We start from the raw sequence: 24,778 nt of genomic DNA, 5'->3' as shown, positions 1-24,778 counted from the left end.
AGATTGAACAGATAGGTATCACCCGCATAGCCCCCGGTCAGGGTATCGTTGCCGGTGCCCCCCTCATAGGTTCGGCCATAGGTCCACCAGTTACCCGCCTTCAGCTCGTCATTACCGGCACCGCCGCGCAGGGTGTCGCGCTCCTCACCTTGGAAGTGGTGATAAGCCGGACTCCAACCATTGTCGGCAAACCAGCCGTTGTAGCTGTCCTCCCCCCCACTGATGACGTCGTCGCCGTCACCCCCTTCCAGCAGGTCTGCACCAACACCGCCATCAAGGGTGTCGTTGCCTTCACCACCACGCAGAGTGTCGTTACCGGCTTCACCGTTGAGCACATCAAAGCCATGACCCCCTTCCAGCAGGTCGTTGCCGTTGCCGCCGCCCAGGATGTCGTTGTCGCCGCCACCAAACAGGCTATCGTCGCCATCACCGCCGGCCAGCTTGTCTTCGCCACCCAGACCAAAGATCACGTCGTTACCCTTGGCACCCGTCAACACGTCCGCCGACTCGCTACCCGTCAGCGTCACCGCCACAAACTTCACCAGCTCGCTGACCGTCCAGCGCGTACCTCCGGCAAAGACCACCAGGCCGCCCCACGCGTCCTTCTCGGCAAAACCGCCCCGGATCGTCACGCTGTCGCTGCCATTGATGTGCTTGAGCACGATGTCGTCACCCGAGCGAATGATCAGGATGTCGCGCACCTCAATTCCCGCCCCGAAGCGAAGCTCGTCGCCACCACTGAAGGTCGCCAGCGCGCCGCTGTTCTGCCCATAGTGAATGAGGTCATGCCCGTCACCCAGGTTAAACACGAAGATCTCCTTGCGATCCCCGCCGACCAGGGTGTCGTTGCCACGCCCACCGATCAGCTGGGTCACGCCGCTGGCCCCGGAGGCACTCAGGACGTCGTCACCCAGGGTCCCGGTGACGACACCGATCCCCCACTGCTCCAGCTGATGCGCCGACCAGACGGTGCCATCGTCGAACACCACCTGGCTCACCCAGTTGCCTTCACTCAGATACCAATCACGCACCAGCACCGCATCGCTGCCATTGACGTGGCGCAAGATCAGATCGTTGCCGCTGCGCACCACACGAATGTCGCCGGCGGTGATATTGACCCCGAAACGGATCTCGTTGTGCGCCACCAGGCTCTCACCGGTCGCCGTATTGATGATCACATCCTGACCATCACCCAGGTTGAAGAGGTAGACGTCAGCATGGCCTGCGCCGCGCAGGGTGTCGTTACCCTTACCGCCGTCCAGTCGGGACGCGCCGCCCCCCGCACTCACCAGCAGGTCGTTGCCACCGCCGCCTTCGAGGGTGTCGGCACCACCACCGCCAAGCAGGGTGTCATGCCCTTCGCCCCCTTCCAGCCGCTCGTCACGCTCACTGCCTCTTATCGAGTCATTGCCTGCGCTGCCGATAAAGATGCCCTGGCTGCGCTGCACTATCTGCAGCGTGCTCCACACGGTGCCATCGGCAAACAGCACGCTCGCCAACGTGTGGCTCTCGCCCAGGAACCAGTTACTTACCGTGATGGCGTCCTTGCCATTGCTGTGCATCAGCAGCAGATCATCCCCCTCGCGGGAGACCCGGATATCATTGGCCACGATCCCGGCACCAAAGCGCACCTCGCTATGGTGGCTGAGGCTGACATTGAGTTCGTTATTGATGATGACGTCACGGCCATCGCCGAGGTTAAAGAGATAGATGTCGGTCTCGGCGTTGCCCTTGAGGGTATCGTTACCACGTCCCCCTTCATGCTGCGCCACCCCGCCGTTGCCAGAGACGAGCACATCATCGCCGTCCCCCCCTCGGAGGGTGTCCTTGCCACCCAGGCCCAGCAGGGTGTCATTACCCTGACCACCGTCCATCTGGTTATCGCCCGCGTTGCCAACCAGCTTGTCGTCACCCGCGGTGCCGAGGTATACCCCCGTCGCCCACTGCGTGATCTGGGCGGCCTGCCACACGGTGCCGTCCACAAACAGGACGCTGCCAATCTGGGCCGATGCCGACGTGAACCACCCCTGTACCCTGAGCGAATCACTGCCGTTGGCATGGCGCAAGATGAGGTCATTGCCCACCTTGACCACCGTCAGATCACTGGCCGCAATGCCTGCGCCCAGACGAATCTCGCTGTGATGGCTCACACTGACGCTGTTGTTGATGATGAGATCCGCGCCATCACCCAGATTAAAGAGATAGATGTCCTGGCTACCACTGCCCTTGAGGGTGTCATTGCCGGCGCCGCCGTGCAAAATGGCGACGCTGCCCTGGCCACTCACCAGCAGGTCGTTACCCAGCCCACCTAGCAGGGTGTCGGCGCCGCCCGCCCCTTGCAGGGTGTCGTTGCCCTCTCCCCCGTCCAGCGTGTTGTTCTTGCCCGTGACCCCCAGCAGCACATCATCGCCGCGGCCACCCACCAACACCCCTTGACTGCGCAGGGTGAGCTCGGCGGCCAGCCACACGGTCCCATTGGCAAACACCACGCTGCCGACCTGCGCGGTCGCACTGGTGAACCAGCCCTGGATGCAGACGGCATCGCTACCATTGGTGTGCGCCAGCACCAGGTCATTCCCCACTTGCAGCACACGGATCTCATTGGCGGAAATACCCGCGCCGAGGCGTATCTCACTCTGATGCTCGATACTCACACCCAGGCTGTTGTTGATGACCACGTCCTTGCCATCACCCAGGTTGAAGAGATAGATATCCTGCTCGCCGCGTCCTTGCAGGGTGTCATTGCCTCGCCCCCCTTCCAGCACGGTCACGCTGCCGCTGCCGCTTATCAGCAGGTCATCGCCGGCGCCCCCCTTGAGGGTGTCCTTGCCATGTCCGCCACGCAGGGTGTCGTTACCCGCACCGCCGTCGATCAGGTTGCTCGCCGCACTCCCCTCGAGCAGATCGGCGCCGGCAGTGCCTGTCACGATCCCGGATGCCCGTTGATTGAGCTGCTGAGCGAGCCACACGGTCCCATCGGCAAAGGTCACCTGCCCCACCCAGTGCCGCTCGCCGTCGAACCAGCCCTGGATGGTGATGGAGTCCACTCCGTTGACATGCTTGATGACAAGCTGGTTATCGACCCGCACCACCTGCAGGTCGTTGGCGACGATGCCCGCCCCCAGCCGGATCTCACTGCTGCCGCTGACGGCGACATTCAGGGCGTTATTGATGATGAGATCGTGACCATCACCGAGGTTGAACAGATAGAGGTTGGTGCCACTGCCCCCTTGCAGGGTGTCGTTACCCTGACCGCCTTCCAGTCGCAGGGAGCCCGAGCCTTCACCCAGCAGCAGATCGTTGCCGGCCCCCCCCAACAGGGTGTCGTTACCGCCACGCCCGGTCAGGGTGTCATTGCCATCGCCCCCTTCCAGGGAATCGTTACCCGCACTCCCGCCCAACACGTCATTGCCCGAGGTGCCGATGAAGACCCCCTGGCTGAAGGCCAGCATTTGGGTGGTGCTCCAACTCACGCCGCTGGCAAACTGCACCCGGCCGAGCTGGGCACCTGCGCTGGAGAACCAGCCCTGGATCACCACGGCGTCAACCCCGTTGCGGTGAGTCAGGATCATGTCGTCACCATCACGCACGACGCGGATGTCCTCCACGGCGATCCCCGCCCCGAAGTGCACCTCACCGTGCGCCACCACATGGATCCCCGTAGCATTGTTGATGATGAGATCGCGCCCATCGCCCACATTGAAGCGATAGACGTCGTTGCTGGCGCCCCCTTTGAGGGTGTCATTGCCGGTACCTCCCTCGAGGATAACGACGCCTTTCCCGCTGCTGGTGATCAGGTCGTCGCCGTCACCGCCCTTGAGGGTGTCATTCCCCCCGCCGCCGATGAGGGTGTCATTGCCGGCGCCGGCATCGATCAGCTCGTCGGCAGCGCTGCCGGTCAGCGCATCGTCGCCGGCGCCGCCGATGGCGATCCCGCTGCTCCACTGGTTAATCTGCTGGCCGCTCCAGACACTGCCATCGGCAAACACGACCTGGGTCACCCAGTGCACCTCACCGAGGAACCAGTCTTTAATCAGGATGGAGTCTTGACCGTTGACATGCTTGAGCTGCACGTCGTTGCCGGCACGGACCACCTTGATGTCCGTCGCGACAATGCCGGTGCCGAGGATGATGGCGCTGTAATGCTCACCACCGGCCTTGCCGTTGATGATGAGATCGTGACCATCGCCCAGGTTAAAGCGATAGGTATCGGAGTGGCCGCTGCCGATCAGGGTATCGTTGCCGATGCCCCCTTCCAGCTCGCTGCTGCCACCGCCACTGGTCAGCAGGTCATCGCCGGCGCCGCCCTTAAGGGTATCGTTACCACCGCCCTCCAGAGTGTCACTGCCTTCTCCCCCTTCCAGCACGCTGCTACCTCCGCCACTGGTCAACAGGTCATCGCCGGTACCGCCCTTAAGGGTATCGTTACCATCGCCCCCCTCCAGGGTATCGTTGCCGGCACCGCCATCGAGCAGGTCATTACCGACGCTGCCCTTGACGCTGTCATTACCGGGCGTCCCGGTGGCCTTCTGGGCGCTGGCCAACATCTGTTGGGCACTCCAAACGGTCCCGTCGGCAAAGACCACTTGGCCAACCCAGGTATTTTTAACCGTCCCCCCATTGTGGATGGTGACGCTGTCCTGGCCATTGCTGTGCATCAGGATCACATCGTTACCGACCGCATACACGGTAATATCCGACGGCGCGATCCCCTCCATAAAGCGGATCTGATCGTTAAGGCTATATTCCTTCATCCTGCCACGTCTGTCGGCCAGCTCACCGTAATCGATGACATCCCGACCATGGCCCAAACCAAAAATAAAGGTATCTTTTCCTTTACTGCCGGTAAGCAGATCATCGCCACTCCCCCCTTGCAGCAGATCATCGCCACCACCACCGACTAGGGTGTCATTACCGCGCTGACCATCCAAAAACTCATTTTCTACAGAGCCAACAATAAAGTTGTCACTCTCATTACCCACGGTGACTTCACGCAACAGGCTAAAGAAGTCGTCAGCAGTCCAACGGGCGCCATCGGCAAAGACCACGCTGCCGCCCCACTCCTGTCCTTCGACCAACCCGCTCTGGATCGTGATCGAGTCATGCCCGTTAATGTTCACCAGCACCAGATCGTCGCCGCGCTGCACCAGATAGATGTCGCTCACGCCGATGGCTGCGCCGAAGTGGATCTCGTCGTGCAGGGTCACCGCGATCTCTTGCGCCACGATGACGTCGTGTCCGTGACCGACATCGAAGCGATACACCTCGCTGCCACTGCCACCGCTTAAGGTGTCGTCACCGGCGCCCCCCACCAGGGTGTCATGACCGTTTCCCCCCTCCAGGAGGTCGCTGCCGGCGCCGCCGATGAGCACATCACTGCCATCCCAACCCACGAGCTTGTCGTCGCCGTCGCCACCCAGGGTGGTGATGGTGATGTCAGCCTGGGTCCACACGGTGCCGTCAGCAAACACGATGCCTGCCAGCCGGTGGCCCACTGCTGCGAAGTAGCCCTCTACGGTCCAGCGGTCGCTGCCGTTGGCATGCACCAGTACCAGGTGGTCCCCCTCGCGCACCACGCTGATGTCCGCCACCAGGATACCGGCACCAAAGCGGATCTCGCCGGACACACTCACCGCTGCGGCGCTGCCGTTACGAATGACATCGACACCGTCACCGAGATTACAGAGATAGACGTCCACACCGGCGCCCCCCACCAGAGTATCTTTACCGGCACCACCCACCAGGGTGTCGTTGCCGGCGCCGCCGATGATGACGTCACTGCCATCCCAGCCAACGAGCCGATCGTCGCCGTCGCCACCCGTGGTGGTGATGGTGATGTCGGCCTGGGTCCATACGGTGCCATCGGCAAACACGATGCCTGCCAGCCGGTGGCCTACTGCTGCGAAGTAGCCCTCTACGGTCCAGCGGTCGCTGCCGTTGGCATGCACCAGCACCAGATGATCCCCTTCGCGCACCACGCTGATGTCCGCCACCAGGATGCCGGCACCAAAGCGGATCTCGCCCGATACGCTCACCGCCACGGCGCTGCCGTTACGGATCACATCGACACCGTCACCGAGATTACAGAGATAAACGTCCACACCGGCGCCCCCCACCAGAGTATCTTTACCGGCACCTCCCACCAGGGTATCGTTGCCGGCGCCGCCGATAATCACATCGCGGCCATCCCAGCCAACAAGCTTGTCGTCGCCGTCGCCACCCATGATGGTGATGGTGATGTCGGCTTGGGTCCATACGGTACCGTCAGCAAACACGATGCTCGCCACCCGATTGCCCACCGCCGAGAAGTAGCCCTCCACGGTCCAGCGGTCGCTGCCGTTGGCATGCACCAGCACCAGGTGGTCCCCCTCGCGCACCACGCGGATGTCCGCCACCAAAATGCCGGCACCAAAGCGGATCTCGCCCGATACGCTCACCGCAGTGGCGCTGCCGTTACGAATCACATCGACCCCGTCACCGAGATTGCAGAGATAGACGTCCACACCGGCCCCCCCCACCAGGGTGTCGTTACCGGCGCCCCCCACCAGGGTGTCGTTGCCGGCGCCGCCGATGATGACGTCGCTGCCATCCCAACCCACGAGTTTGTCGTCGCCGTCGCCCCCCGTGGTGGTGATGGTGATGTCAGCCTGGGTCCATACGGTGCCGTCGGCAAACACGATGCTCGCCACCCGATGACCCACCGCCGCGAAGTAGCCCTCCACGGTCCAGCGGTCGCTGCCGTTGGCATGCACCAGTACCAGGTGATCCCCGTCGCGCACCACGCTGATGTCCGCCACCAGGATGCCGGCACCAAAGCGGATCTCGCCCGAGACGCTCACCGCCACGGCGCTGCCGTTACGGATCACATCGACCCCGTCACCGAGATTACAGAGATAGACGTCCACGCCGACGCCCCCCACCAGGGTGTCGTTACCGGCGCCGCCCACCAGGGTGTCGTTGCCGGCGCCGCCGATGATGACGTCGCTGCCATCCCAACCCACGAGTTTGTCGTCGCCGTCGCCCCCCGTGGTGGTGATGGTGATGTCGGCCTGGGTCCACACGGTGCCGTCGGCAAACACGATGCTCGCCACCCGCTGGCCCACTGATGCGAAGTAGCCCTCCACGGTCCAGCGGTCGCTGCCGTTGGCATGCACCAGCACCAGGTGATCCCCGTCGCGCACCACGCGGATGTCCGCCACCAGGATGCCGGCACCGAAGCGGATCTCCCCGGACACGCTCACCGCCACGGCGCTGCCGTTACGAATCACATCAACCCCGTCACCGAGGCCCAGCACATAAACGTCAACGCCGGCGCCCCCCACCAGGGTGTCGTTACCGGCGCCGCCCACCAGGGTGTCGTTGCCGGCGCCGCCGATGATCACATCGCGGCCCTCCCAACCCACCAGGTTGCCACCGGCATCGCCACCCAGTGTGGTCACGGTGAGCGTGGCCTGGGTCCACACGGTGCCGTCGGCAAACACGATGCTCGCCACCCGATTGCCCACCGCCGCGAAGTAGCCCTCCACGGTCCAGCGGTCGCTGCCGTTGGCATGCACCAGTACCAGGTGATCCCCGTCGCGCACCACGCTGATGTCCGCCACCAGGATGCCGGCACCAAAGCGGATCTCGCCCGACACGCTCACCGCCACGGCGCTGCCGTTACGAATCACATCGACCCCGTCACCGAGGCCCAGCACATAGACGTCAACGCCGGCGCCCCCCACCAGGGTATCCTTGCCGGCGCCACCCACCAGGGTGTCGTTGCCGGCGCCGCCGATGATGACGTCACTGCCATCCCAGCCCACCAGGTTGCCCCCCGCATCGCCACCCGTGGTGGTGATGGTGATGTCGGCCTGGGTCCACACGGTGCCGTCGGCAAACACGATACCTGCCACCCGATTGCCCACCGCCGCGAAGTAGCCCTCCACGGTCCAGCGGTCGCTGCCGTTGGCATGCACCAGCACCAGGTGGTCCCCCTCGCGCACCACGCGGATGTCCGCCACCAAAATGCCGGCACCAAAGCGGATCTCGCCCGATACGCTCACCGCACTGACGCTGCCGTTACGAATGACGTCTGCACCGTCACCCAGGTTCAATTGATAGACGTCCACGCCGGCGCCCCCCACCAGGGTATCCTTACCGGCGCCACCCACCAGGGTGTCGTTGCCGGCGCCGCCGTCAAGCAGATCGTTACCGGCGCCGCCCTCCAGCAGGTCATCCCCTGCCATGCCCTTGAGGATGTCGTTGCCCCCCAGACCGACCAGGTGGTCTTTCCCTATCCAGCCGGTCAGGGTCTCACGGCGCTCGCTGCCCGTCGCGACGATGACACGGGCCGCCAGGTCGTTCACTCCCCAAGCGGTGCCGTCGGCAAAAGTAACGCGCTCTACCCAGTAGTGCTCATGCACAAACCAGTTCTCAATGGTGACGCTGTCTTCACCATTGACATGCTGGAAGACGAGATCATTGCCGATACGCAGGAGCTCCAGGTCGGCGGGGGCGATCCCCGCACCAAAGCGCAGCTCATCCTGGACCTTGCTATCGCCAAATTGTCCTAACGCCGTTTCCTGAATGACATCCTGACCATCCCCGAGGCTAAACAGGTACACATCCGCGTCATCGCCACCGACGAGCCGATCATCCCCTCGTCCTCCTGCCAACACATTGCGGCCTGCATTACCAAACAGCACATCATTCCCCTCACCCCCGCTCAGGGTGTCATCACCCTCAAAGCCCTGCAGGGTATCGTCACCGCTGCTGCCGGTGAGCTGGTCGGCACCCGACGTGCCCTCTAATTCACCCTCGAGCTCGAGGCTGGCCTGGTGGATAGATGATTCCATTACCGGATCCTTCTTATTAGTTGTCATTTGCGTGTTGACCTGAACCTTGCTTATGTTCTGTTGACTCATTGACCCAGCCCCAGCAGGTCGAGATAGGCAGCGACCCCCGGCTGGATGTCATAGGAGAGGGCCGTGGCGCGAGCGGCCTGCCCCATTGCCTCGTGCCGGTCACCCAGCAGCGCCATCGTCTGCTGTACCAGGGCCGCATCGTCGAAGAAACCAACCAGCCGGCCGTTCTCCCCGTCGCGGATCACTTCATGCAGCGGCGCCGTATCGGAGGCCACCACCCGGCAACCACACGACATGGCCTCCAGCAGGCTCCACGACAGCACGAACGGATAGGTGAGATAGAGGTGCACCGCAGAGACCTGCAGCACCCGGACATAGACGTCATAAGGGACCTTGCCGAGGAAATGGACCCGCTCAGGGTCGACCGGATGCTCCGCCAGCAGTGTCTCCCGCCAGGAGCCGCCCCCACGCGGGGGGGAGCCATAACTCACCCCATCCCCCCCGACGATCACCACCTGACACTCGGGATCGGCCGCCAGCAGGGCGGGCAGGTTACGCATCAGGCGATGAAAGCCCCGGTAGGGTTCGAGATTTCTGGCCACATAGGTGATGATCTTCTGCCCGGCACGCAGGACGCGACCATTGGGCAGCGCCAAGGTGGCCTCCGGGTCCGGGCGCAGCCGCTCGGTGCGGATCCCTTCGTGCACCACCCTGAGCTTGCCGTGATAGGCCGCCGGGTGCAGGCTCTGCTGCCAATGGGTGGGACAGACCCCCGTATCGCACTGCTCCAGGTTGAGCAGATGCAGGGCATTGCGCGCCCGGATCCGCGCCGCCCCGTCCAGCGACAACGGAAACTCGGGGTCGAAGTCGGCATCGGCCCCCTGGCTGTGATAGTAAAACTCGCAGTAGTGCACCAGCCGGGCGGTGGGGAACAGCTCGCGCACGAACAGCGTCTCGCCCCACCCCGGGTGGGCCAGGATCACATCCGGGCGATAGCCCCGCTCGGCCAGCGGCTGGAGGCGGCGCACCACGGCCTGACCATGCAGCACCCCCTCTTCAAACCCGAGCAGATAAGGGTGAGTCTGGGCACCGGCCTGCCGGCTGGGGCGATAACGCAGCAGCTCCACCCCCTCGAGCCCGGGCGCCGTGTCGCGCCCCACCGCCAGCAACTCGACATCATCACGGGTCCGAAGGTGTTCGGCGATGTGCCGCAGCTGACCGGGAAAATTCTGATGAATGAGCAAGACCTTCATGATTATCGCTCGCGCAGACTCTCACCCACGTGCTCCTGCAATGGGCTGAGGAAATAGTCGATCACCCGGCGTTTCCCGGTCCGGATCTCGGTACTGACTGTCATCCCGGCGCTCAGGTTGACCCGGGCACCGTCGATCATCAGGTGGTTGCGCTCCAGGCGCACCCGGGCCAGGAACACCAAGCCCTTGCGCTCGTCCTGTACCGCGTCGTGACTGACACTGATCACCTCTCCCGTCAGGTAGCCGTAACGGGTGTAGGGGAAGCTGTCGATCTTGACCGTGGCCGCTTGCCCCGGCCGGACAAACCCGATGTCCCGGTTCTCTATCTGCGCCTCAATCTCCAGGGTCTCGTTGGCCGGTACCACGGCCATCAGGGGCTGGGCCTCGGTCACCACACCGCCAACGGTATGGACAGCCAGCTGCTGCACCGTACCGGCCACCGGCGCCGTGAGCCGGGTCAAGGCCTGGCGCCGACGCATCTTGGTCAGCTCTTCCCGATACTGGCTGACCTGATCGCTCGCCACTCTCCCCTGCTCGAGCGCATCGCTGCGGAAGTTGGCGGCCAGGGCCCGCAGCTCTTGTTGCTGGCCCGAGATGGCGGCAGAGAGCTCGTTGAGCCGGCTCTGCTGGCTGGCGAGGTCCCCTTCGAGCTCGATCCGCGCCTGTTGCTGCTCCAGATAGGCATGACGCGGCACAAACTGCTTGGCGAGCAGCGCCTCGTAGTCGCGCTCGCGCGTACGCACCAGGCTCAGGGTCTGGCGCAGCTTGGTCACCTGCTGACGGGTGGTGCTTCGCTCGGCCTCGCGCTGGTGCAGCATGGCGGTCAAGGCGTCGCGCTTGGCGAGGTAGGCCTGCCACTGCCCGAGCGCCAGGGTCAGCTCGGCCTGCTGGCGCGCCTCGTCAATCCCGGTCAAGGGTGCCCACACCGGCAGCGCGTGCTGCTGCTGGGCAACCAGCAGCGACTGGTAGCGCGCCTCGGTCAGCCGCGCGACCGTCAACGCCTCTTCGGCCTTGCGCCGATCTGCGCTGGCCGTGGTGGCGTCCAGCTCGACCAGGACCTCGCCGGCGGCGACCTGCTGACCCTCTCGCACGTGAATGGCCTTGACCACGCTCGGCTCGAGGGGTTGGATGATCTTGGTGCGCCCTCCGCTTACCGTCTTGCCGCCCGCCACCGCGACGATGTCCAGCTGGCCGACACAGGCCCAGAGCAGAAAACAGAGAAACAGGGCCACGATGGCGCGCATGCTCCAGCGTGGCAGGGGGGAGAGGGGGGAATCGGTCAGCTCGAGATGGGCCGGCAAGAAGGCCAGCTCCTCGTCACGCCGGGGCTCAGGGTCCAGTTGACGACGGATCTCCCAGCTGCGCGAAAAGGCGTCACGGTAACGCCGCAGGAAGTCCTGCAGCGCCTCAATCCAGTGGGTCATGGTGATTATCCTTGCTGCAGGCTGTGAAGATGGGCGTAGTAGCCACCCTGCCGGGTGATAAGCTCGGCATGCACGCCGCTTTCGACGATGCGCCCCTTGTCCATGGCGATGATGCGATGGGCCCCCCGGACCGTGGAGAGACGATGGGCGATGATGATGACGGTGCGACCACGGCAAATGGCCTGCATGTTCTGCATCACGGCACGCTCCGACTCATAGTCGAGGGCACTGGTCGCCTCATCGAGGATCAGGATACGCGGGTCCCCCACCAGAGCACGGGCGATGGCGATGCGCTGGCGCTGCCCCCCCGAGAGGGAGGAGCCCTGCTCACCCACCAGGGTGTCATACCCTTCGGCCAGCTCCATGATGAAGTCATGGGCGCCCGCCAACTTGGCCGCCTGAATGACCCGCTCCAGGCTCATGCCGGGCTCGCAGAGGGCGATGTTGTCGCGCACGCTGGCGTTGAACAGCAGATTTTCCTGCAGCACCACCCCTATCTGGCGGCGTAGCCAGGCCGGATCGGCCAGGGCCAGATCGTTGCCGTCGACCAGCACCCGCCCCCCTTCGGGGACATACAGGCGCTGGATGAGCTTGGTGAGTGTGCTCTTGCCCGAGCCGGAACGCCCGACGATGCCCACGACCTCACCGGCCTCGATGGCGAGATCGAGCTGGTGCAAGATCTCGGGCCCATCGGGCCGATAGCGGAAGGTGACCCGATCGAACTGGATCTGCCCACGGATGGGCGGTAGCGCCGCCCGGCTGGCCGGCAGCTCGGTGCGGGTGTTGAGGATATCCCCGAGCCGCTCCACCGAGATCCCGACCTGCTGGAAGTCCTGCCACAGCTGCGCCAGACGCAGCACGGGCGCGGCCACCTGGCCGGCCAGCATGTTAAAAGCGATAAGCTGCCCCACCGAGAGGTCGCCATCGATCACCAGGCGGGCCCCCAGCCACAGGGTCCCGACCATGACCAGTTTCTGGATGAGCTGGATCCCCCCCTGTCCGATATTGGAGAGACGGGTCACCCGGAAGCTGGCCGCCACATAGGCGGCCAACTGGTTGTCCCAGCGCCGCGTCATGTGCGGCTCGACCGCCATCGCCTTGATGGTGCCGACGCCGCCCACGGCCTCCACCAGAAACGACTGGTTATCGGCGCCACGCGCAAACTTCTCATCGAGTCGGCGGCGTAGCATCGGCGTCAACAGCAGGGACCAGGCCGCGTAGCAGGGCAGCGACACCAGCACGATCAGGGTCAACCAGCCGCTGTAGTAGAACATCACCGAGAGAAACACGAAGGAGAAGAGCAAGTCGAGCACGGTCGTGAGCGCCTGGCCGGTCAGAAAGCCGCGAATATGCTCAAGCTCGCGCACCCGGGCGACGGTGTCGCCGACCCGCCTCGCCTCGAAATAGGCCAGTGGCAACGCCAGCAGATGACGAAACAGCCGGGCCCCCAACTCCACATCGATACGACTGGTGGTGTGAGCAAAGACATGGCTGCGCAGGGTGGAGAGCAGGACATTAAACACCACCACCAGAAGCAGGCCCACGGCGATGACATCCAGCGTCGAAAACGCCCGATTGACCAGCACCTTGTCCATCACCACCTGGAAGAAGAGCGGGGTCACCAGTGCAAACAGCTGCAACACCAGCGAGACGCCGAGCACCTCCAGCAGCAGCTTGCGGTATTTGACCACGGCCGGCACAAACCAGGTGAAATCGAAACGGGCGAGGGTGGCACTGGCCGAGGCCCGCGAGGCCATCAGCAGCAGGCGTCCTTCGTAGCGTTCGGCCAGTTCATCGGTCGTGAGCACTCTGGGGCGCCCCTGACGCAGGTCGTGGATAAGCACTTTATCCCCCTCATAGCGGGCGATGATGAAGTGCTCCCCATCCTCGCGCAGGGCGAGCACCGGCAGCGGGGTTAGCGGCAGGCGGTCACGGGCCTGCGCCACGATGCGAGCCTTGAGGGATAACGACTTTGCCGCGAGCAACAGCTCGGCCTCGGAGAAGGGCCGGACACCATCACCAAACTGGTGACGTAACTGTTCAGGCTCGGCGGCAACGCCATGAAATTGAGCGAGGAGGATTAAACCTACCAACCCCAGATCCGAAGATACGGCAGAATTCTGCGAAGTGAGGGAGTCCAAGATATTGTCATAGTTATAGGTGCCAGATCGTCTAGGGTATTTACTCTACCCCTAAATGAACACTACTCACTTGGCGCCTTGACAAGCGCACCGAAAAAGACCTCCTTGAAGCCCACAAGGGGCGAAACGTTTTTCATTTGGCGCCACCGGGTCCTCTCGGAACAACCGCCGCCTCTCGTTGTAATAACACGATATGTCGCCGCTCAACCGCAAGGCGAAGTGACCGGCCCCGAGGGGATGAGCGCATTGAACCGGTTAGTCGACCAACGAAAAATGCCAGTCAGGGTTAGCTGACTGGCATTGGACGTGATGCCCTCTTTGGGCAGTTACAGACGGCTTACTTCCAGCTGGAGCTCACCAATGTGGCCAGCTCCCCTTGCTCGCCAGGCTGCCCCGAGGTCGCACCAGAAGCCGGCGGGTTAAACGCCGCCATGGCATCGACCAGCGCCTGCACCTGGGACGAAAGCAGGCGCTTGCCATCGCCTGCCACCAGGGTCTCAATCTGGTTAGCCGCGCCGGCAAACCAGTTGCTCACCGTGATGAAATCGGCACCGCCCTGCACAGAGATCCGGAGATCCTTGTCACTGCGCTGGAACCAGAGCTTGTCGGCGGCAATATCCTCAAGCCGCAGGGTATCGTTACCTTGACTGTCCTGGATACGGTCCTGGCCATCCCCCAAGCGGAAGATATAACCGTCATCGCCATTGTCCCCATTCAGGATGTCGTTACCGGCGCCGCCTTGCAGGTGGTCACGTCCCTCCCAACCGGTCAGACTGTCGCCTTGCTCCTGTCCCCAGCCTCGACCTTCAATCACCCGGCCTGCCAGGTCTTCCACGGTCCACACCGTGCCATCCGCGAAACGAATTTGCTCCGTCCGCACCGCCGGATTGCTGAACCAGTCGCGCACGCTGACCAGTGCATCGGAATCACCGTAGCTCTGCATCTGATACGGGTTATGAGTCAGCACCAGGTCATCGCCCCTGTGCTCGACACAGATATGCTCTGGACTCAGACCCTGTCCCAGCTCAATCACTTGGATATTGCCCTCACCTTCGGCGCTGAAGACGAGCACAGCGTGCCCCGCACCCGGCTCAATCCGATAGACGTCGTGACCCTCGCCACCCATCAGGGTGTCATTGCCCCGCCCCCCAATCAGGATATCGTCGCCGGCACCACCGTCGAGCAGATCATCGCCATCACCACCCTCCAGCTGGTCGTCACCTTGACCCCCCAGCAGCGTGTCGTTACCGGCGCCGCCCTCCAGCAGGTCATCCCCTGCCATGCCCTTGAGGATGTCGTTGCCCCCCAGACCGACCAGGTGGTCTTTCCCTATCCAGCCGGTCAGGGTCTCAAGGCGCTCACTGCCCGTCGCGACGATGACACGGGCCGCCAGGTCGTTCACTCCCCAAGCGGTGCCGTCGGCAAAAGTAACGCGCTCAACCCAGTAACGTTCATTTACAAACCACTTCTCAATGGTGACGCTGTCTTCACCATTGACATGCTGGAATATGAGGTCATCCCCAACGCGCAAGATCTCCAGGTCGACAGGGGAGATCCCCTCCCCAAAACGCAGCTCATCGTGCGCCTTGCTGTCGTTCACCTGCGCGAGCGCATTGTCTTGAATCACATCTTGACCGTCCCCTAGGCCAAACAGGTACACATCCGCGTCATCGCCACCGATGAGCAAGTCATCCCCCCGTCCCCCTGCCAGCACATTGTTGCCATTATCGCCAAACAACTGATCGTTACCCTCACCCCCGCTCAGGGTGTCATCACCCTCAAAGCCCAGCAGGGTATCGTCACCGCTGCTACCGGTGAGCTGGTCGGCACCCGACGTGCCCTCTAATTCACCCTCGTACTCGAGGCTGGCCTGGTGGATAGATGATTCCATTACCGGATCCTTCTTGTTAGTTGTCATTTTCGTGTTGACCTGAACCTTGCTTATGTTCTGTTGACTCATTGACCCAGCCCCAGCAGGTCGAGATAGGCAGCGCCCCCCGGCTGGATGTCATAGGAGAGGGCCGTGGCGCGAGCGGCCTCATGGCGTCGAATCTGCCGCTCAGTATCACCATCATCTGAGACACCAACGGCATCGTCGAAGAAGCCGCTCCATCCGGCGGCAACAGGGCACGGCCTCAGGCTGGCGAGATGAATGAGGTGGCATTGAGGGTGACAGACCGATGTCCGCCATGGATGGGGACGTTTCACGCACTGCGGGTGATGGCGACGGCGCTATCGCTCTGGCATAGCGCCGGCCGCCGGACCTTCGATAGGCATGCACGAGGCAAAGAAGGGGGTAAACCTTTAAGCCGAGGCGGTGTGGCGAGTAGTTGCCCAGCCGCAGAGATGGCCTGCGTACCATGGCTGACCTGATGGAATCAGGCTCATCGACGAGGCCATGGAGCTGCATAAGGAGGGGGACATGTACCAACCCCAAATCCGGAGATACGGCAGAATTCTGCGAAGTGAGGAAGTCCAAGATATTGTTGTGGTTATCGTTCCAGACTGCGTAGAGTATTTAGTCTAGCCAGAAAGAAACACCACTCACTTGGAGCCTTGACAAACGAGACTCATAAGAGCCAAGCAATGCAAACGTTTACCCTCCTGCGAACGCAGTTGCCTTTAGCATTCCCGTCTGGGGAGATGACAAACCACCCACAAAGTGGTATTCGTCAGGCTCCCTTCATGTTGGAGTACGCTATGAGCAAGTATCAGGTTTGGCAACCCGTCCCGATGCCCCCGACTTCACCCTGCTGAAGATGGACTCACCCACCTTTCTCGAGGAAAAGGCGCAACTGCTTGAACAGGGGTTGGAGGTGGTGGGGGATGTGACCCATGCCGCCAACGAAGAGGAGGCCATCGCCCATCACAGAGAGGGCTTTGGTTATCTCTGTCAGGAGTACAGCGCCGCCACCCCGGCCGGGGGCGCGGCGTTTATGGTGATGGGAGCCGTCGACGAGATTAAGAAGCACCTCACCAAATAAGCTCATAGCGCAGAGAGGGGGCACCAGATGCCCCCTCTTTCATTGCTCAGGTCCTTACTGGCGGGCCTGACGCACCGCCTCACCAAGCTGCCATACCGCCATGGCGTAGTGAGTACTGTGGTTGTAACGGGTGATTGTGTAGAAGTTGGAGAGCCCATACCAGTACTGGTAACGCTTGCCCATGTCCAAACGCAGCAGACTCGCCTCCCGGTGATGGCCGAGCGGCGCAACGGGCGTCAGCCCTGCCGCCGAGAGCTGGCTCACCTTATAACGGGTCTTGAAGCCGTGCTCGAGGCCGGGAGCCTGCCCGCTCGCCTGCACGGCCACCTTGTCTCCTTTCACCCAGCCGTGCGCCTGGAAGTAATGGGCCACGCTACCGATGGCATCGACGGGATCCCACAAATTGGTGTGGCCATCGCCATTGAAGTCCACCGCATACTTCTTAAAGGATGAGGGCATGAACTGACCATACCCCATGGCACCGGCGAAGGATCCCTGCGGATCGAGTGGGTCGATCGCCTCACTCCTGGCCATCAGCAGATAGGTCTCGAGCTCCCCCTCGAAATAGGCGGCGCGGCGCGGGTAATCGAACGCCAGAGTTGAGAGGGCGTCGAGGATGCGAGTCTTGCCCATCACCCGGCCCCAGCGGGTCTCGACCCCGATGATGCCGACGATCACCTGGGGCGGCACCCCGTACTGCTCATAGGCGCGGCTGAGTGCCTCTTCATACTGGTTCCAAAAGGCGACCCCATTCTCTACATTGCCCGGGGTGATGAAGTTGTTGCGATAGCGAACCCAGGCGCCGTTCGGTCCGGCCGGCGGTTTGGTGGTGGGGGCCTGCTGGTCCATCAGGCGGATCACCCAATCGAGGCGCTTGGCCTGCCCCAGTACATCGTGCAACTGCTGCCGGTTAAACCCATGTTGTTGCACCATCTTGTCGATAAAACGCGCCGTTTCGGGATTGGTAGAGAAATCCCCCATCAAGGGAGTCTGCACATGCTCTGGACCGAGCAAAAAGCCCCCGCGGGGCGCCTTGGGCTCGGTGGGCGCGGCAGGGGCCGGCGCACTGCTACAGGCGGTGATCAGAGAAAGGATGGGAAGAAAGAGAGCCAGGTGACGCATTGATAGTGAAGATCCAGCAGGTGAAACAGGGCAGGCCATGTTACCCCATTGCGAGGGTGGAACAAACGCATCGCCGCGGTAAATGGTCGATGAGGCGAAGGGCCGAGCAAGCACGCGACAGGCGCTGGAGTAAAATTGACGGTAAGATAGAGTTCACTTCCCTCTTTTCGCACCACCATGAGCCATCAGGAACAGTACCGCCAGCGGCTTCGCCTCCTCTCCGATGAACTGCTGACCATTCAAAAACCGATCCGCATTCTCGACGCCATCAAGTGGCCCCGCGAGTTGGAGCAACAGTTTTTCGACTCGGGCGCCAACCAACTGCCCAGGGTCGATCGCAACTTCTACGAGAGCCTTCCCCTCTCCTTCGATCCTCACCACACCTATCGGGAACTCAGAGCGCTGCGTGGGCGCATCCAGCGCCGCCTCGGCCCCCATGACGAGCTGGGACTGATCCTGCAACAGACGGTCGAACAATACATGGTGGTGTGCGAGATGCTGCGTGCCCGCGGCACCCCCGACTTCCTGCGCTACAGCCGTCTGCTCTATGGCTCGGCGCGCGACCACCTGCGCGGGGATCGCAAGACCCTGCGCGAGCTGGGGGAACGCCTGTGCGAGATCTTCTCCCTACCGGGCGCCCGCCATCTGGTGCGCCCCTGGCCCAAGATCTACCAGGGCGAAGGCGCCGTGGCACGGCTGCAAGAGAGGCTCGGCGACTACTTCGAGGAGGGAACGGTACGAGTGATGCTCAGCGACGGCATCGTCTCTGACGCCGCCGCCGGCGGGGATTATATCAAGCTCAGCAGTCACGCCCGTTTCTCGGAGCTGGATCTTCAGGTGCTCGAGGTGCATGAGGGCTGGGTGCACGTGGGCACCACCCTCAATGGCCGAGCCCAACCCTGGGCCAGCTGGCTCAGCGCCGGCTCGCCGCGCATCACCGCCTGCCAGGAGGGGTTGGCCGTCCTGATAGAGACCCTCACCTTCAGCTCCTTTCCAGATCGGGCGCGGCGCATCTCGGATCGGGTGATGGCCATCGACATGGCCGAGCAGGGGGCCGACTTTATCGAACTCTATCGCCACTTCCACGAGCGCGGAATGGGACAGCACGACGCCTACAAGATAGCCCAGCGGGTCTTTCGCGGTGGCGCCGTCGACGGCACGGCCTGCTTCACCAAGGATCTCTCCTATGTGCGCGGCTATGTCGAGACGGTGAACTTCATTCGCAGCGCCGTCCTCGAGGGGGTACCCGAAATCCTGCCCATGCTGTTTGTCGGCAAGGTCAACCTGGACGATATTCCCGTGCTCTATCGCCACTACCTGGAGGGGCTCATCGAGGCACCGCGTTTTCTGCCCCCCATGTTCAGAAACCTGACCGGCCTCTATGTCTGGTTTGGTTTCTCATCGGGCATGAGCCTCATCGACATCGATCGGGTGCAGCAGCACTTTCGCCAGCTGTTTCACACCCTCCCGCAGACGGCCCCCCTCTATGAGGCGCAGGGCGATGTGGATCTCGACTGATACAAGAACCCCGGCCTGTGCCGGGGTGGTCCGTTTATGAGTACGCCTTGCCTTCGAGGTAGTGCTTGCGACAGAGGGAGACATAGCGGTCGTTTCCACCAATCTCGACCTGAGCCCCGTCACGCATCACCTCTCCCGAGCCACTCACCCGTGCGTTCATGTGCGCCTTGTTGCCGCACCAGCAGATGCTCTTGAGCTCCTCAACCTTGTCCGCGAGGCAGAGCAGGTGGTAGGAGCCGGGGAAGAGCTCGGCACGAAAATCGGTCTTGAGGCCATAGGCCACCACGGGGATATCGAGCTCATCGACGATACGCGCCAACTGGTAGACCTGCTCTTTGGTCAGGAACTGGGCCTCATCCACGATGAAGACATCGATGCGCTGCTCGGCGTTGCGCCCGCGGATCAACTCAAACAGATCGCTCTCTTCGGTGAAGACCTCGACTTTCAGGGTCAAGCCAACCCGGGCCGAGATCACGCCGACCCCGAACCGATCGTCGATCGCCGGAGTCATGGCCAGCGGATGCATCCCCCGCTCGCAGTAGTTGAAGTGAGCCTGGATAAGCTGGGTCGATTTGCCGGAGTTCATGGCGGCAAATTTGTAGTGAAGAGAGGCCATGGGCACGTATTCCGAAGGGTCTTTTAACTGGGGCGAATACTAACATAAACCAGCGGGGGCCCCTAAGGCCCCCGCATCGTTACACCACCGTTTGCTTAGGCATTGGCCAACACGGGCTGGTTACGGCGGACGAAGAAGAGGCTCGACGCCATAAACCAGATACCGCTCACCACGACACCGGCCAGCACGGAGTGCATCAGGCCGAGCGCCAGATAGCCGAGCACGGCACCAAAGGCGATGGTGAGGGCATAAGGCAGCTGGGTCACCACATGATCGATGTGATGGCAACCGGCACCGGTGGAAGAGAGGATGGTGGTATCCGAGATGGGCGAGCAGTGATCGCCAAACACGGCGCCCGCCAACACGGCAGAGAGCATGGGCAACAGCATGGTGATATCGCTGGCGGCAGCCATGTCACCGGCCAGCGGCAGCATGATACCGAAGGTCCCCCAGCTGGTGCCGGTGGAGAAGGCCATGGCGCCGGAAAGCACAAACAGCACGGCGGGCAGCAGGGCGATGGGCAAACCGCTCTGGGCCAGAGATGCCAAATATTTACCGGTCTCAACCTCGCGGATCACGGCACCGATCCCCCAGGCGAAAATGAGGATGTAGATGGCCGGCAACATGGCCATGACGCCGTGCTTGGCCGCCAGCAGCCAGTTCTTGAGTCCAAGCCCCAGACGCAGAGAGAGCAGGATAGCCACGGCCAGACCACAGACGCCACCGTTCACCAACGATGCCCCCACGTCGGTATTTTCAAAGGCACCGAGCAGGCTGAAAGACATCCCCTTCTCGGCCAGCGTGGCGGCACCGGAGGCGACCATGAAGTAGACGGTGGAGAGGGTCAGGGTCAGGATCGGCAGCACCAGATCCAGCACTCGGCCCTTGTCGGAGCTGGATAGCTCGCCACTGGCACCGGCCGGCGCCCCCTTGCTCTCGTCCCACAGCTTGCCTTCAGCCGCCCACTCCTCATGCTGGCGCATGGCACCAATATCGAGCTGATAGAAGATCACGACCAATACCATCGCCAGAGTAAAGACGGCGTAGAGGTTCATCGGGATCATCTGGATAAAGGCCGAAATGGGCGTCTGGTCTGTCAGGCCATGGGCCGTCAGGATGCCGCCTATGATGGCGATGATGTAGGCACCCCAGGAGGAGATGGGCATCAGCACACAGACCGGCGCCGCAGTGGAGTCGAGCAGATAGGCCAGCTTGGCACGGGAGATCTGGAAGCGATCGGTCACCGGACGGCACACAGACCCCACCGAGAGGCTGTGGAAGTAGTCGTCAATGAAGAAGAGGAAGACCAGACAACCGGTCAGGATCTTGGCACCGCGACGGCTCTTGATGCGAGTCGCAGCCCAGTCGGCAAAGGCGCGGGTCGCGCCGGAGACGGTCATCAGACTGATGATGCCACCGAGCAGCAACAGGAAGAGGAGAATATTGACGTTCCAGCTGTTAACGGCGCCGTCGTCCCAGAAGATGCCCTTGGCGACCGAGCCCACATATTCCAGGGTGCCCAATGGGGAGAAGCCGCTCACCAGAATACTGCCGGCGAGAATGCCCATTCCGAGGGATAACAGAACCTTACGGGTCCAGATTGCCAGAATAACCGCAATCAGGGGGGGAGCGAGTGACAATGCCGACGTGGCGTAATGGGTGATTTCCATGATCTCTTGCACCTACAACAGACTCAGGTGGAGATCTACCAAATAGGATAAAGAAACAAGATCCACCGGGCGGCGGACATACTCCTCACCCTTCAGGTAGCGCTCCATAGTGGATGACTATGGCAGTCCTGCACCTATTAGATGCAGAACCAGCAGCCCGGTATGATGGCCTGGCCACTTCGGCGCTGACTCCTTTCCTCGAGCATCACAGGCATCACCCTCCGCTCGGCTACTCATAGGCAGCGCGCCTCTACTTAAAGGTATTCGAGGTGCATTTTATCAATCGAGAGATTAATCGCAAGGTTTATGAATGACTACTCATTTGAACCACGCTCACACTGAAAGACAGCATAACACGCTCAACCGAGCTCATGGACTGCTCGTTTCCGCTATACCACCCAGATAGGAAGTCGGCAGGCGTAAATAATCCGATGAATAGCAATAAATATTAATTAGTAATTATCTCCAGCTTGACTTGATCATATTCCCTGTTTAAATTGCGACGAAATAGCTACACTTCATCTGTGTAAAAACCTATAACTGCTCGAGTGGTGTGTTTATGAACGAATTTTTGAAAGTACTGCTGAATATCCGCAGCCTGCGTGCCGCATGTCGTGAGATGACTCTGGAACAACTGAACGAAGGTCTGGAGAAGCTGCAATCCATCGTTGACGAGCGTCAACAAGAAGCTGCCGCCAGCCATGCCGCCCAAGCCGAGCATCTGCGTAAATTGCAAGAATTTAGCGAAATGCTCAAAGAGGCAGGTATCGATCCGAGCGAACTGGTTGGCAGCCCGGCCGCAACCGAAAGCAAGAAGAAAGGCGCCAAGCGTGCTCAGCGTCCGGCCAAATACCGCTATATGGATAACGGCACCGAAAAGACCTGGACCGGTCAAGGCCGTACTCCTGCCGTGATTGCCAAGGCACTGGAAGAGGGCAAGACCCTGGAAGATTTCGCCATCTAAGGCAGAGTCAATTCGTAAAAAACCTCGCCAATGGCGAGGTTTTTTTTATTTTCTCTCGCTCTCTTTCAACCAAACGACCTCAGCCTTTCCTTCACGCTTTATTAACCATCTGGCCAGCACGAAAAACCAATCACTCAGGCGATTGACATAAGGCAGCAGGGCGGGATTCAGAGGCTCGTGTTCGGCCAGCAGCACTAGCTGTCGTTCACAACGACGCACCAGGGTTCTCACCACATGGGCCTGAGCAACGGCCACAGAGCCGCCGGGCAGAATAAACTGCTTAAGCGGTGCCAGCTCCTCACTCATTCGATCCATTGCCTTTTCGAGTCGCACCGTCCATTCGTCGTTCACTCGCCAGACATCCTGCTGTTGCGATTCGCCTGGGAGTGCCAGTTCGGCACCGAGATCAAACAACTCATGTTGCAGTAATTGCAACTCAGCTCTGGCCTCGAGAGCTGGCTCGGGTAATAACGCAATCAACAAACCGATATGAGAATTGAGTTCGTCGATAAGACCATAACTTTCAACCCTCATATGGGTCTTGGCAGAAATGCTTCCATCCGCCAGTCTGGTCATACCGCCATCACCCTGCTTGGTATATATCCTCATTCTTGCATCCCATTTAGGATTGGTAACACAACGCTCTCCAAACCATTGACCTTGATCTCGTGGGCCAACGCCAAGGCACTGCCTAATTTACCCGCAGGAAACCCTTGTCCGGCCATCCAGACCAGATAGGGTTCCGGCAGTTCGATCAATCGCCGCCCCTGATATTTGCCATAGGGCATTTTCATATTCAAATGAAGCAATACCTCGGGTCCCTGCTCGAGCAACATCAATCGATATCCAGATATTTATGAGTCTGGATTGAGAGCCGCCAGTGACGCTCGATACACACCCTCATCGCCAGCTCGGTCGCATGCTTCTTCTGGCTGATGGGCTGCAGGGCAATCTGCACATCGGGGCGCAGAGTGGCAAAGTGCAGCAGGGCATCGAGCTCCTCGATATGCCGCTCCGTCGCGACGGGATGTTTAATTTCATTGGCGCGCGAAAGGGCCTGGGGTAATACCTCCAGCCCGCCCTTCATGCCGAGCTTGGGAGAGACAGTCACCCAGGCTTCCTCATGGACCAGCACCTCATGGGTGCCACTGGTCTCTACCTGCACCGTGAAGCCTTCTGCCAGTAAGAGCACGGAAAGTTCACGCAGATCGTAGAGACAAGGCTCACCACCGGTGATCACCACATGGCGCGCCGTGTAACCGAGGCGCTGAAAGCTCTCGCGGATCTCGACAGCACTCATGGCACTCCAGGCATCCGACTCGTTGGATCGATCGAGCACCTGGCGGCTCGGCACCTCGCGCTCGGGACTGACCACCCAGGTGTGGCGGGTGTCGCACCAGGGGCAGCCCACCGGGCAACCCTGAAGGCGCACAAAGATAGCGGGAAGGCCGGTGTACACCCCCTCCCCCTGAATGGTCTGGAATATTTCGTTGATCGGGTAGTGAATCATCACATTCTGTCTAATACGGTAAAGGGGACCGGCTTAAGAGGCCGGCGCCAGTTTAACGGCGAGGCGGGCACGCACGGCCTCTCCCTGCTCCAGGTATTCCTGCAGGCCACGGGCACGGAGCAGGCAGGCGGGGCACTCGCCACAGCCATCTCCCTGAATGCCGTTGTAGCAAGTCAGGGTGTGATGGCGCACCGTCTCAAGGTGGCCACAACGGTCGGCCAGCGCCCAGGTCTCGGCCTTATCGAGCCACATGAGTGGCGTCTCGAAGCGCACCGGCCGCTCCATCCCCAGCACTACGGCCCGGTTGAGCGCCTTGACGAACTCGTCGCGGCAGTCGGGATAGCCGGAAAAATCGGTCTCGCACACCCCGGTGATCACCGCCTCGGCTCCCACCTGATAGGCATAGATGGCGGCCAAGGTCAGGAACAGGATGTTGCGCCCCGGCACGAAGGTGTTAGGCAGGCCGTTGTCTTGCAGTTCGCGACTGACCGGGATGTCGTCACGGGTCAGCGACGAGAGGGCCAGCTCGCCGAGCAAGGAGACGTCCATCACCTTGTGGGCCTTGACCCCGAGACGCTCGGTCAAGGCCTTGGCCACCTCGATCTCGGCCACATGGCGCTGACCATAATCGAAGGTGATGGCATGGACCTCGTCATAGGTCTGTAGGGCCTGCACCAGGCAGGTGGTGCTGTCCTGGCCTCCGCTGAACACGACCACGGCGATACTCATG

At 61.7% G+C, this 24,778-nt stretch carries 15 protein-coding genes and 1 riboswitch; of the genes, 3 read left to right on the top strand and 12 right to left on the bottom strand.

The genetic code is table 11. The features are described from left to right. The 5 genes from BN1121_RS20185 to BN1121_RS20260 all read right to left on the bottom strand — a co-directional run. Positions 1-8,837: calcium-binding protein (locus tag BN1121_RS20185; protein WP_043597583.1), on the bottom strand; the 8,837-nt coding region annotated here is incomplete at its 3' end. A gap of 65 nt (positions 8,838-8,902) precedes the next feature. Continuing rightward, positions 8,903-10,099, bottom strand: a complete 1,197-nt coding sequence (locus tag BN1121_RS08005) for a glycosyltransferase family 4 protein (RefSeq protein ID WP_043597571.1) — start codon at positions 10,097-10,099, stop codon at positions 8,903-8,905. A 2-nt stretch (positions 10,100-10,101) separates the two neighbouring features. Continuing rightward, complete coding sequence (locus tag BN1121_RS08000) at positions 10,102-11,523, bottom strand: HlyD family type I secretion periplasmic adaptor subunit (protein ID WP_005355643.1); 1,422 nt, start codon at positions 11,521-11,523, stop codon at positions 10,102-10,104. A 5-nt stretch (positions 11,524-11,528) separates the two neighbouring features. Next, positions 11,529-13,664, bottom strand: a complete 2,136-nt coding sequence (locus BN1121_RS07995; protein WP_152424705.1) for a type I secretion system permease/ATPase — start codon at positions 13,662-13,664, stop codon at positions 11,529-11,531. A 337-nt stretch (positions 13,665-14,001) separates the two neighbouring features. Further along, the gene (locus BN1121_RS20260; RefSeq protein WP_005355650.1) at positions 14,002-15,555 is read right to left on the bottom strand and encodes a calcium-binding protein; all 1,554 of its coding nucleotides are present in this window, start codon (positions 15,553-15,555) and stop codon (positions 14,002-14,004) included. An 826-nt stretch (positions 15,556-16,381) separates the two neighbouring features. Between BN1121_RS20260 and BN1121_RS07985 the strand changes: the two genes are divergently transcribed. Further along, positions 16,382-16,648: a hypothetical protein gene (locus BN1121_RS07985; RefSeq protein ID WP_005355653.1), complete on the top strand. Its 267-nt coding sequence runs from the start codon at positions 16,382-16,384 to the stop codon at positions 16,646-16,648. A gap of 54 nt (positions 16,649-16,702) precedes the next feature. Here the strand turns inward: BN1121_RS07985 and mltB are convergent, their stop codons facing one another. Beyond that, a complete protein-coding gene (gene mltB, locus BN1121_RS07980) occupies positions 16,703-17,770 on the bottom strand; it encodes a lytic murein transglycosylase B (protein ID WP_005355656.1) in 1,068 nt (355 codons plus the stop codon). A 177-nt stretch (positions 17,771-17,947) separates the two neighbouring features. Between mltB and BN1121_RS07975 the strand changes: the two genes are divergently transcribed. Continuing rightward, positions 17,948-19,288: a flavohemoglobin expression-modulating QEGLA motif protein gene (locus BN1121_RS07975; RefSeq protein WP_005355659.1), complete on the top strand. Its 1,341-nt coding sequence runs from the start codon at positions 17,948-17,950 to the stop codon at positions 19,286-19,288. Between the two features lie 34 nt (positions 19,289-19,322). Here the strand turns inward: BN1121_RS07975 and BN1121_RS07970 are convergent, their stop codons facing one another. Both BN1121_RS07970 and BN1121_RS07965 read right to left on the bottom strand, forming a co-directional pair. Continuing rightward, entirely contained in the window at positions 19,323-19,904 is a 582-nt protein-coding gene (locus BN1121_RS07970; RefSeq protein ID WP_005355661.1) for a thymidine kinase, read from the bottom strand. 95 nt (positions 19,905-19,999) lie between these two features. Next, positions 20,000-21,574, bottom strand: coding sequence for a Na+/H+ antiporter NhaC family protein (locus tag BN1121_RS07965; protein WP_043157752.1), 1,575 nt, complete (start codon positions 21,572-21,574; stop codon positions 20,000-20,002). Positions 21,575-21,663: 89 nt separating this feature from the next. Continuing rightward, positions 21,664-21,835: riboswitch (Lysine riboswitch) on the bottom strand. Between the two features lie 298 nt (positions 21,836-22,133). Between BN1121_RS07965 and BN1121_RS07960 the strand changes: the two genes are divergently transcribed. Continuing rightward, complete coding sequence (locus tag BN1121_RS07960; protein WP_005355665.1) at positions 22,134-22,538, top strand: H-NS family histone-like protein; 405 nt, start codon at positions 22,134-22,136, stop codon at positions 22,536-22,538. A 45-nt stretch (positions 22,539-22,583) separates the two neighbouring features. On the opposite strand, the gene BN1121_RS07955 is transcribed toward BN1121_RS07960, so the two are convergent. From BN1121_RS07955 to queC, 4 genes are read right to left on the bottom strand one after another with little or no spacing between them, the layout of a single operon-like run. Further along, positions 22,584-23,147: a cob(I)yrinic acid a,c-diamide adenosyltransferase gene (locus tag BN1121_RS07955; RefSeq protein ID WP_005355666.1), complete on the bottom strand. Its 564-nt coding sequence runs from the start codon at positions 23,145-23,147 to the stop codon at positions 22,584-22,586. Beyond that, complete coding sequence (locus tag BN1121_RS07950) at positions 23,144-23,374, bottom strand: DUF3820 family protein (RefSeq protein ID WP_005355667.1); 231 nt, start codon at positions 23,372-23,374, stop codon at positions 23,144-23,146. The genes BN1121_RS07955 and BN1121_RS07950 overlap by 4 nt, the downstream gene beginning before the upstream one ends. Next, on the bottom strand, positions 23,374-24,045 hold the full coding sequence (gene queE / locus BN1121_RS07945; protein ID WP_043157760.1) for a 7-carboxy-7-deazaguanine synthase QueE: 672 nt from the start codon (positions 24,043-24,045) through the stop codon (positions 23,374-23,376). The genes BN1121_RS07950 and queE overlap by 1 nt, the downstream gene beginning before the upstream one ends. Before the next feature lie 36 nt (positions 24,046-24,081). Further along, positions 24,082-24,777: a 7-cyano-7-deazaguanine synthase QueC gene (queC, locus tag BN1121_RS07940; RefSeq protein ID WP_005355669.1), complete on the bottom strand. Its 696-nt coding sequence runs from the start codon at positions 24,775-24,777 to the stop codon at positions 24,082-24,084. Between the last annotated feature and the right edge of the window lies 1 nt (position 24,778).

Source organism: Aeromonas diversa CDC 2478-85 (assembly GCF_000819805.1).
In the GTDB taxonomy this organism is placed as follows: Bacteria; Pseudomonadota; Gammaproteobacteria; order Enterobacterales; family Aeromonadaceae; genus Aeromonas; species Aeromonas diversa.
The sequence above is the reverse complement of the archived record's forward strand: the minus strand, read 5'-3'. Positions and strand labels throughout refer to the sequence as shown.

Excerpts from the sequence above, each read along its gene's own strand:
- BN1121_RS08005 (WP_043597571.1), bottom strand. The coding sequence starts at position 10,099 with ATGAAGGTCTTGCTCATTCATCAGAATTTTCCCGGTCAGCTGCGGCAC.
- BN1121_RS08000 (WP_005355643.1), bottom strand. The coding sequence starts at position 11,523 with ATGACCCACTGGATTGAGGCGCTGCAGGACTTCCTGCGGCGTTACCGT.
- BN1121_RS20260 (WP_005355650.1), bottom strand. The coding sequence starts at position 15,555 with ATGGAATCATCTATCCACCAGGCCAGCCTCGAGTACGAGGGTGAATTA.
- mltB (WP_005355656.1), bottom strand. The coding sequence starts at position 17,770 with ATGCGTCACCTGGCTCTCTTTCTTCCCATCCTTTCTCTGATCACCGCC.
- BN1121_RS07975 (WP_005355659.1), top strand. The coding sequence starts at position 17,948 with ATGAGCCATCAGGAACAGTACCGCCAGCGGCTTCGCCTCCTCTCCGAT.
- BN1121_RS07970 (WP_005355661.1), bottom strand. The coding sequence starts at position 19,904 with ATGGCCTCTCTTCACTACAAATTTGCCGCCATGAACTCCGGCAAATCG.
- BN1121_RS07965 (WP_043157752.1), bottom strand. The coding sequence starts at position 21,574 with ATGGAAATCACCCATTACGCCACGTCGGCATTGTCACTCGCTCCCCCC.
- BN1121_RS07960 (WP_005355665.1), top strand. The coding sequence starts at position 22,134 with ATGAACGAATTTTTGAAAGTACTGCTGAATATCCGCAGCCTGCGTGCC.
- BN1121_RS07955 (WP_005355666.1), bottom strand. The coding sequence starts at position 23,147 with ATGAGGATATATACCAAGCAGGGTGATGGCGGTATGACCAGACTGGCG.
- BN1121_RS07950 (WP_005355667.1), bottom strand. The coding sequence starts at position 23,374 with ATGTTGCTCGAGCAGGGACCCGAGGTATTGCTTCATTTGAATATGAAA.
- queC (WP_005355669.1), bottom strand. The coding sequence starts at position 24,777 with ATGAGTATCGCCGTGGTCGTGTTCAGCGGAGGCCAGGACAGCACCACC.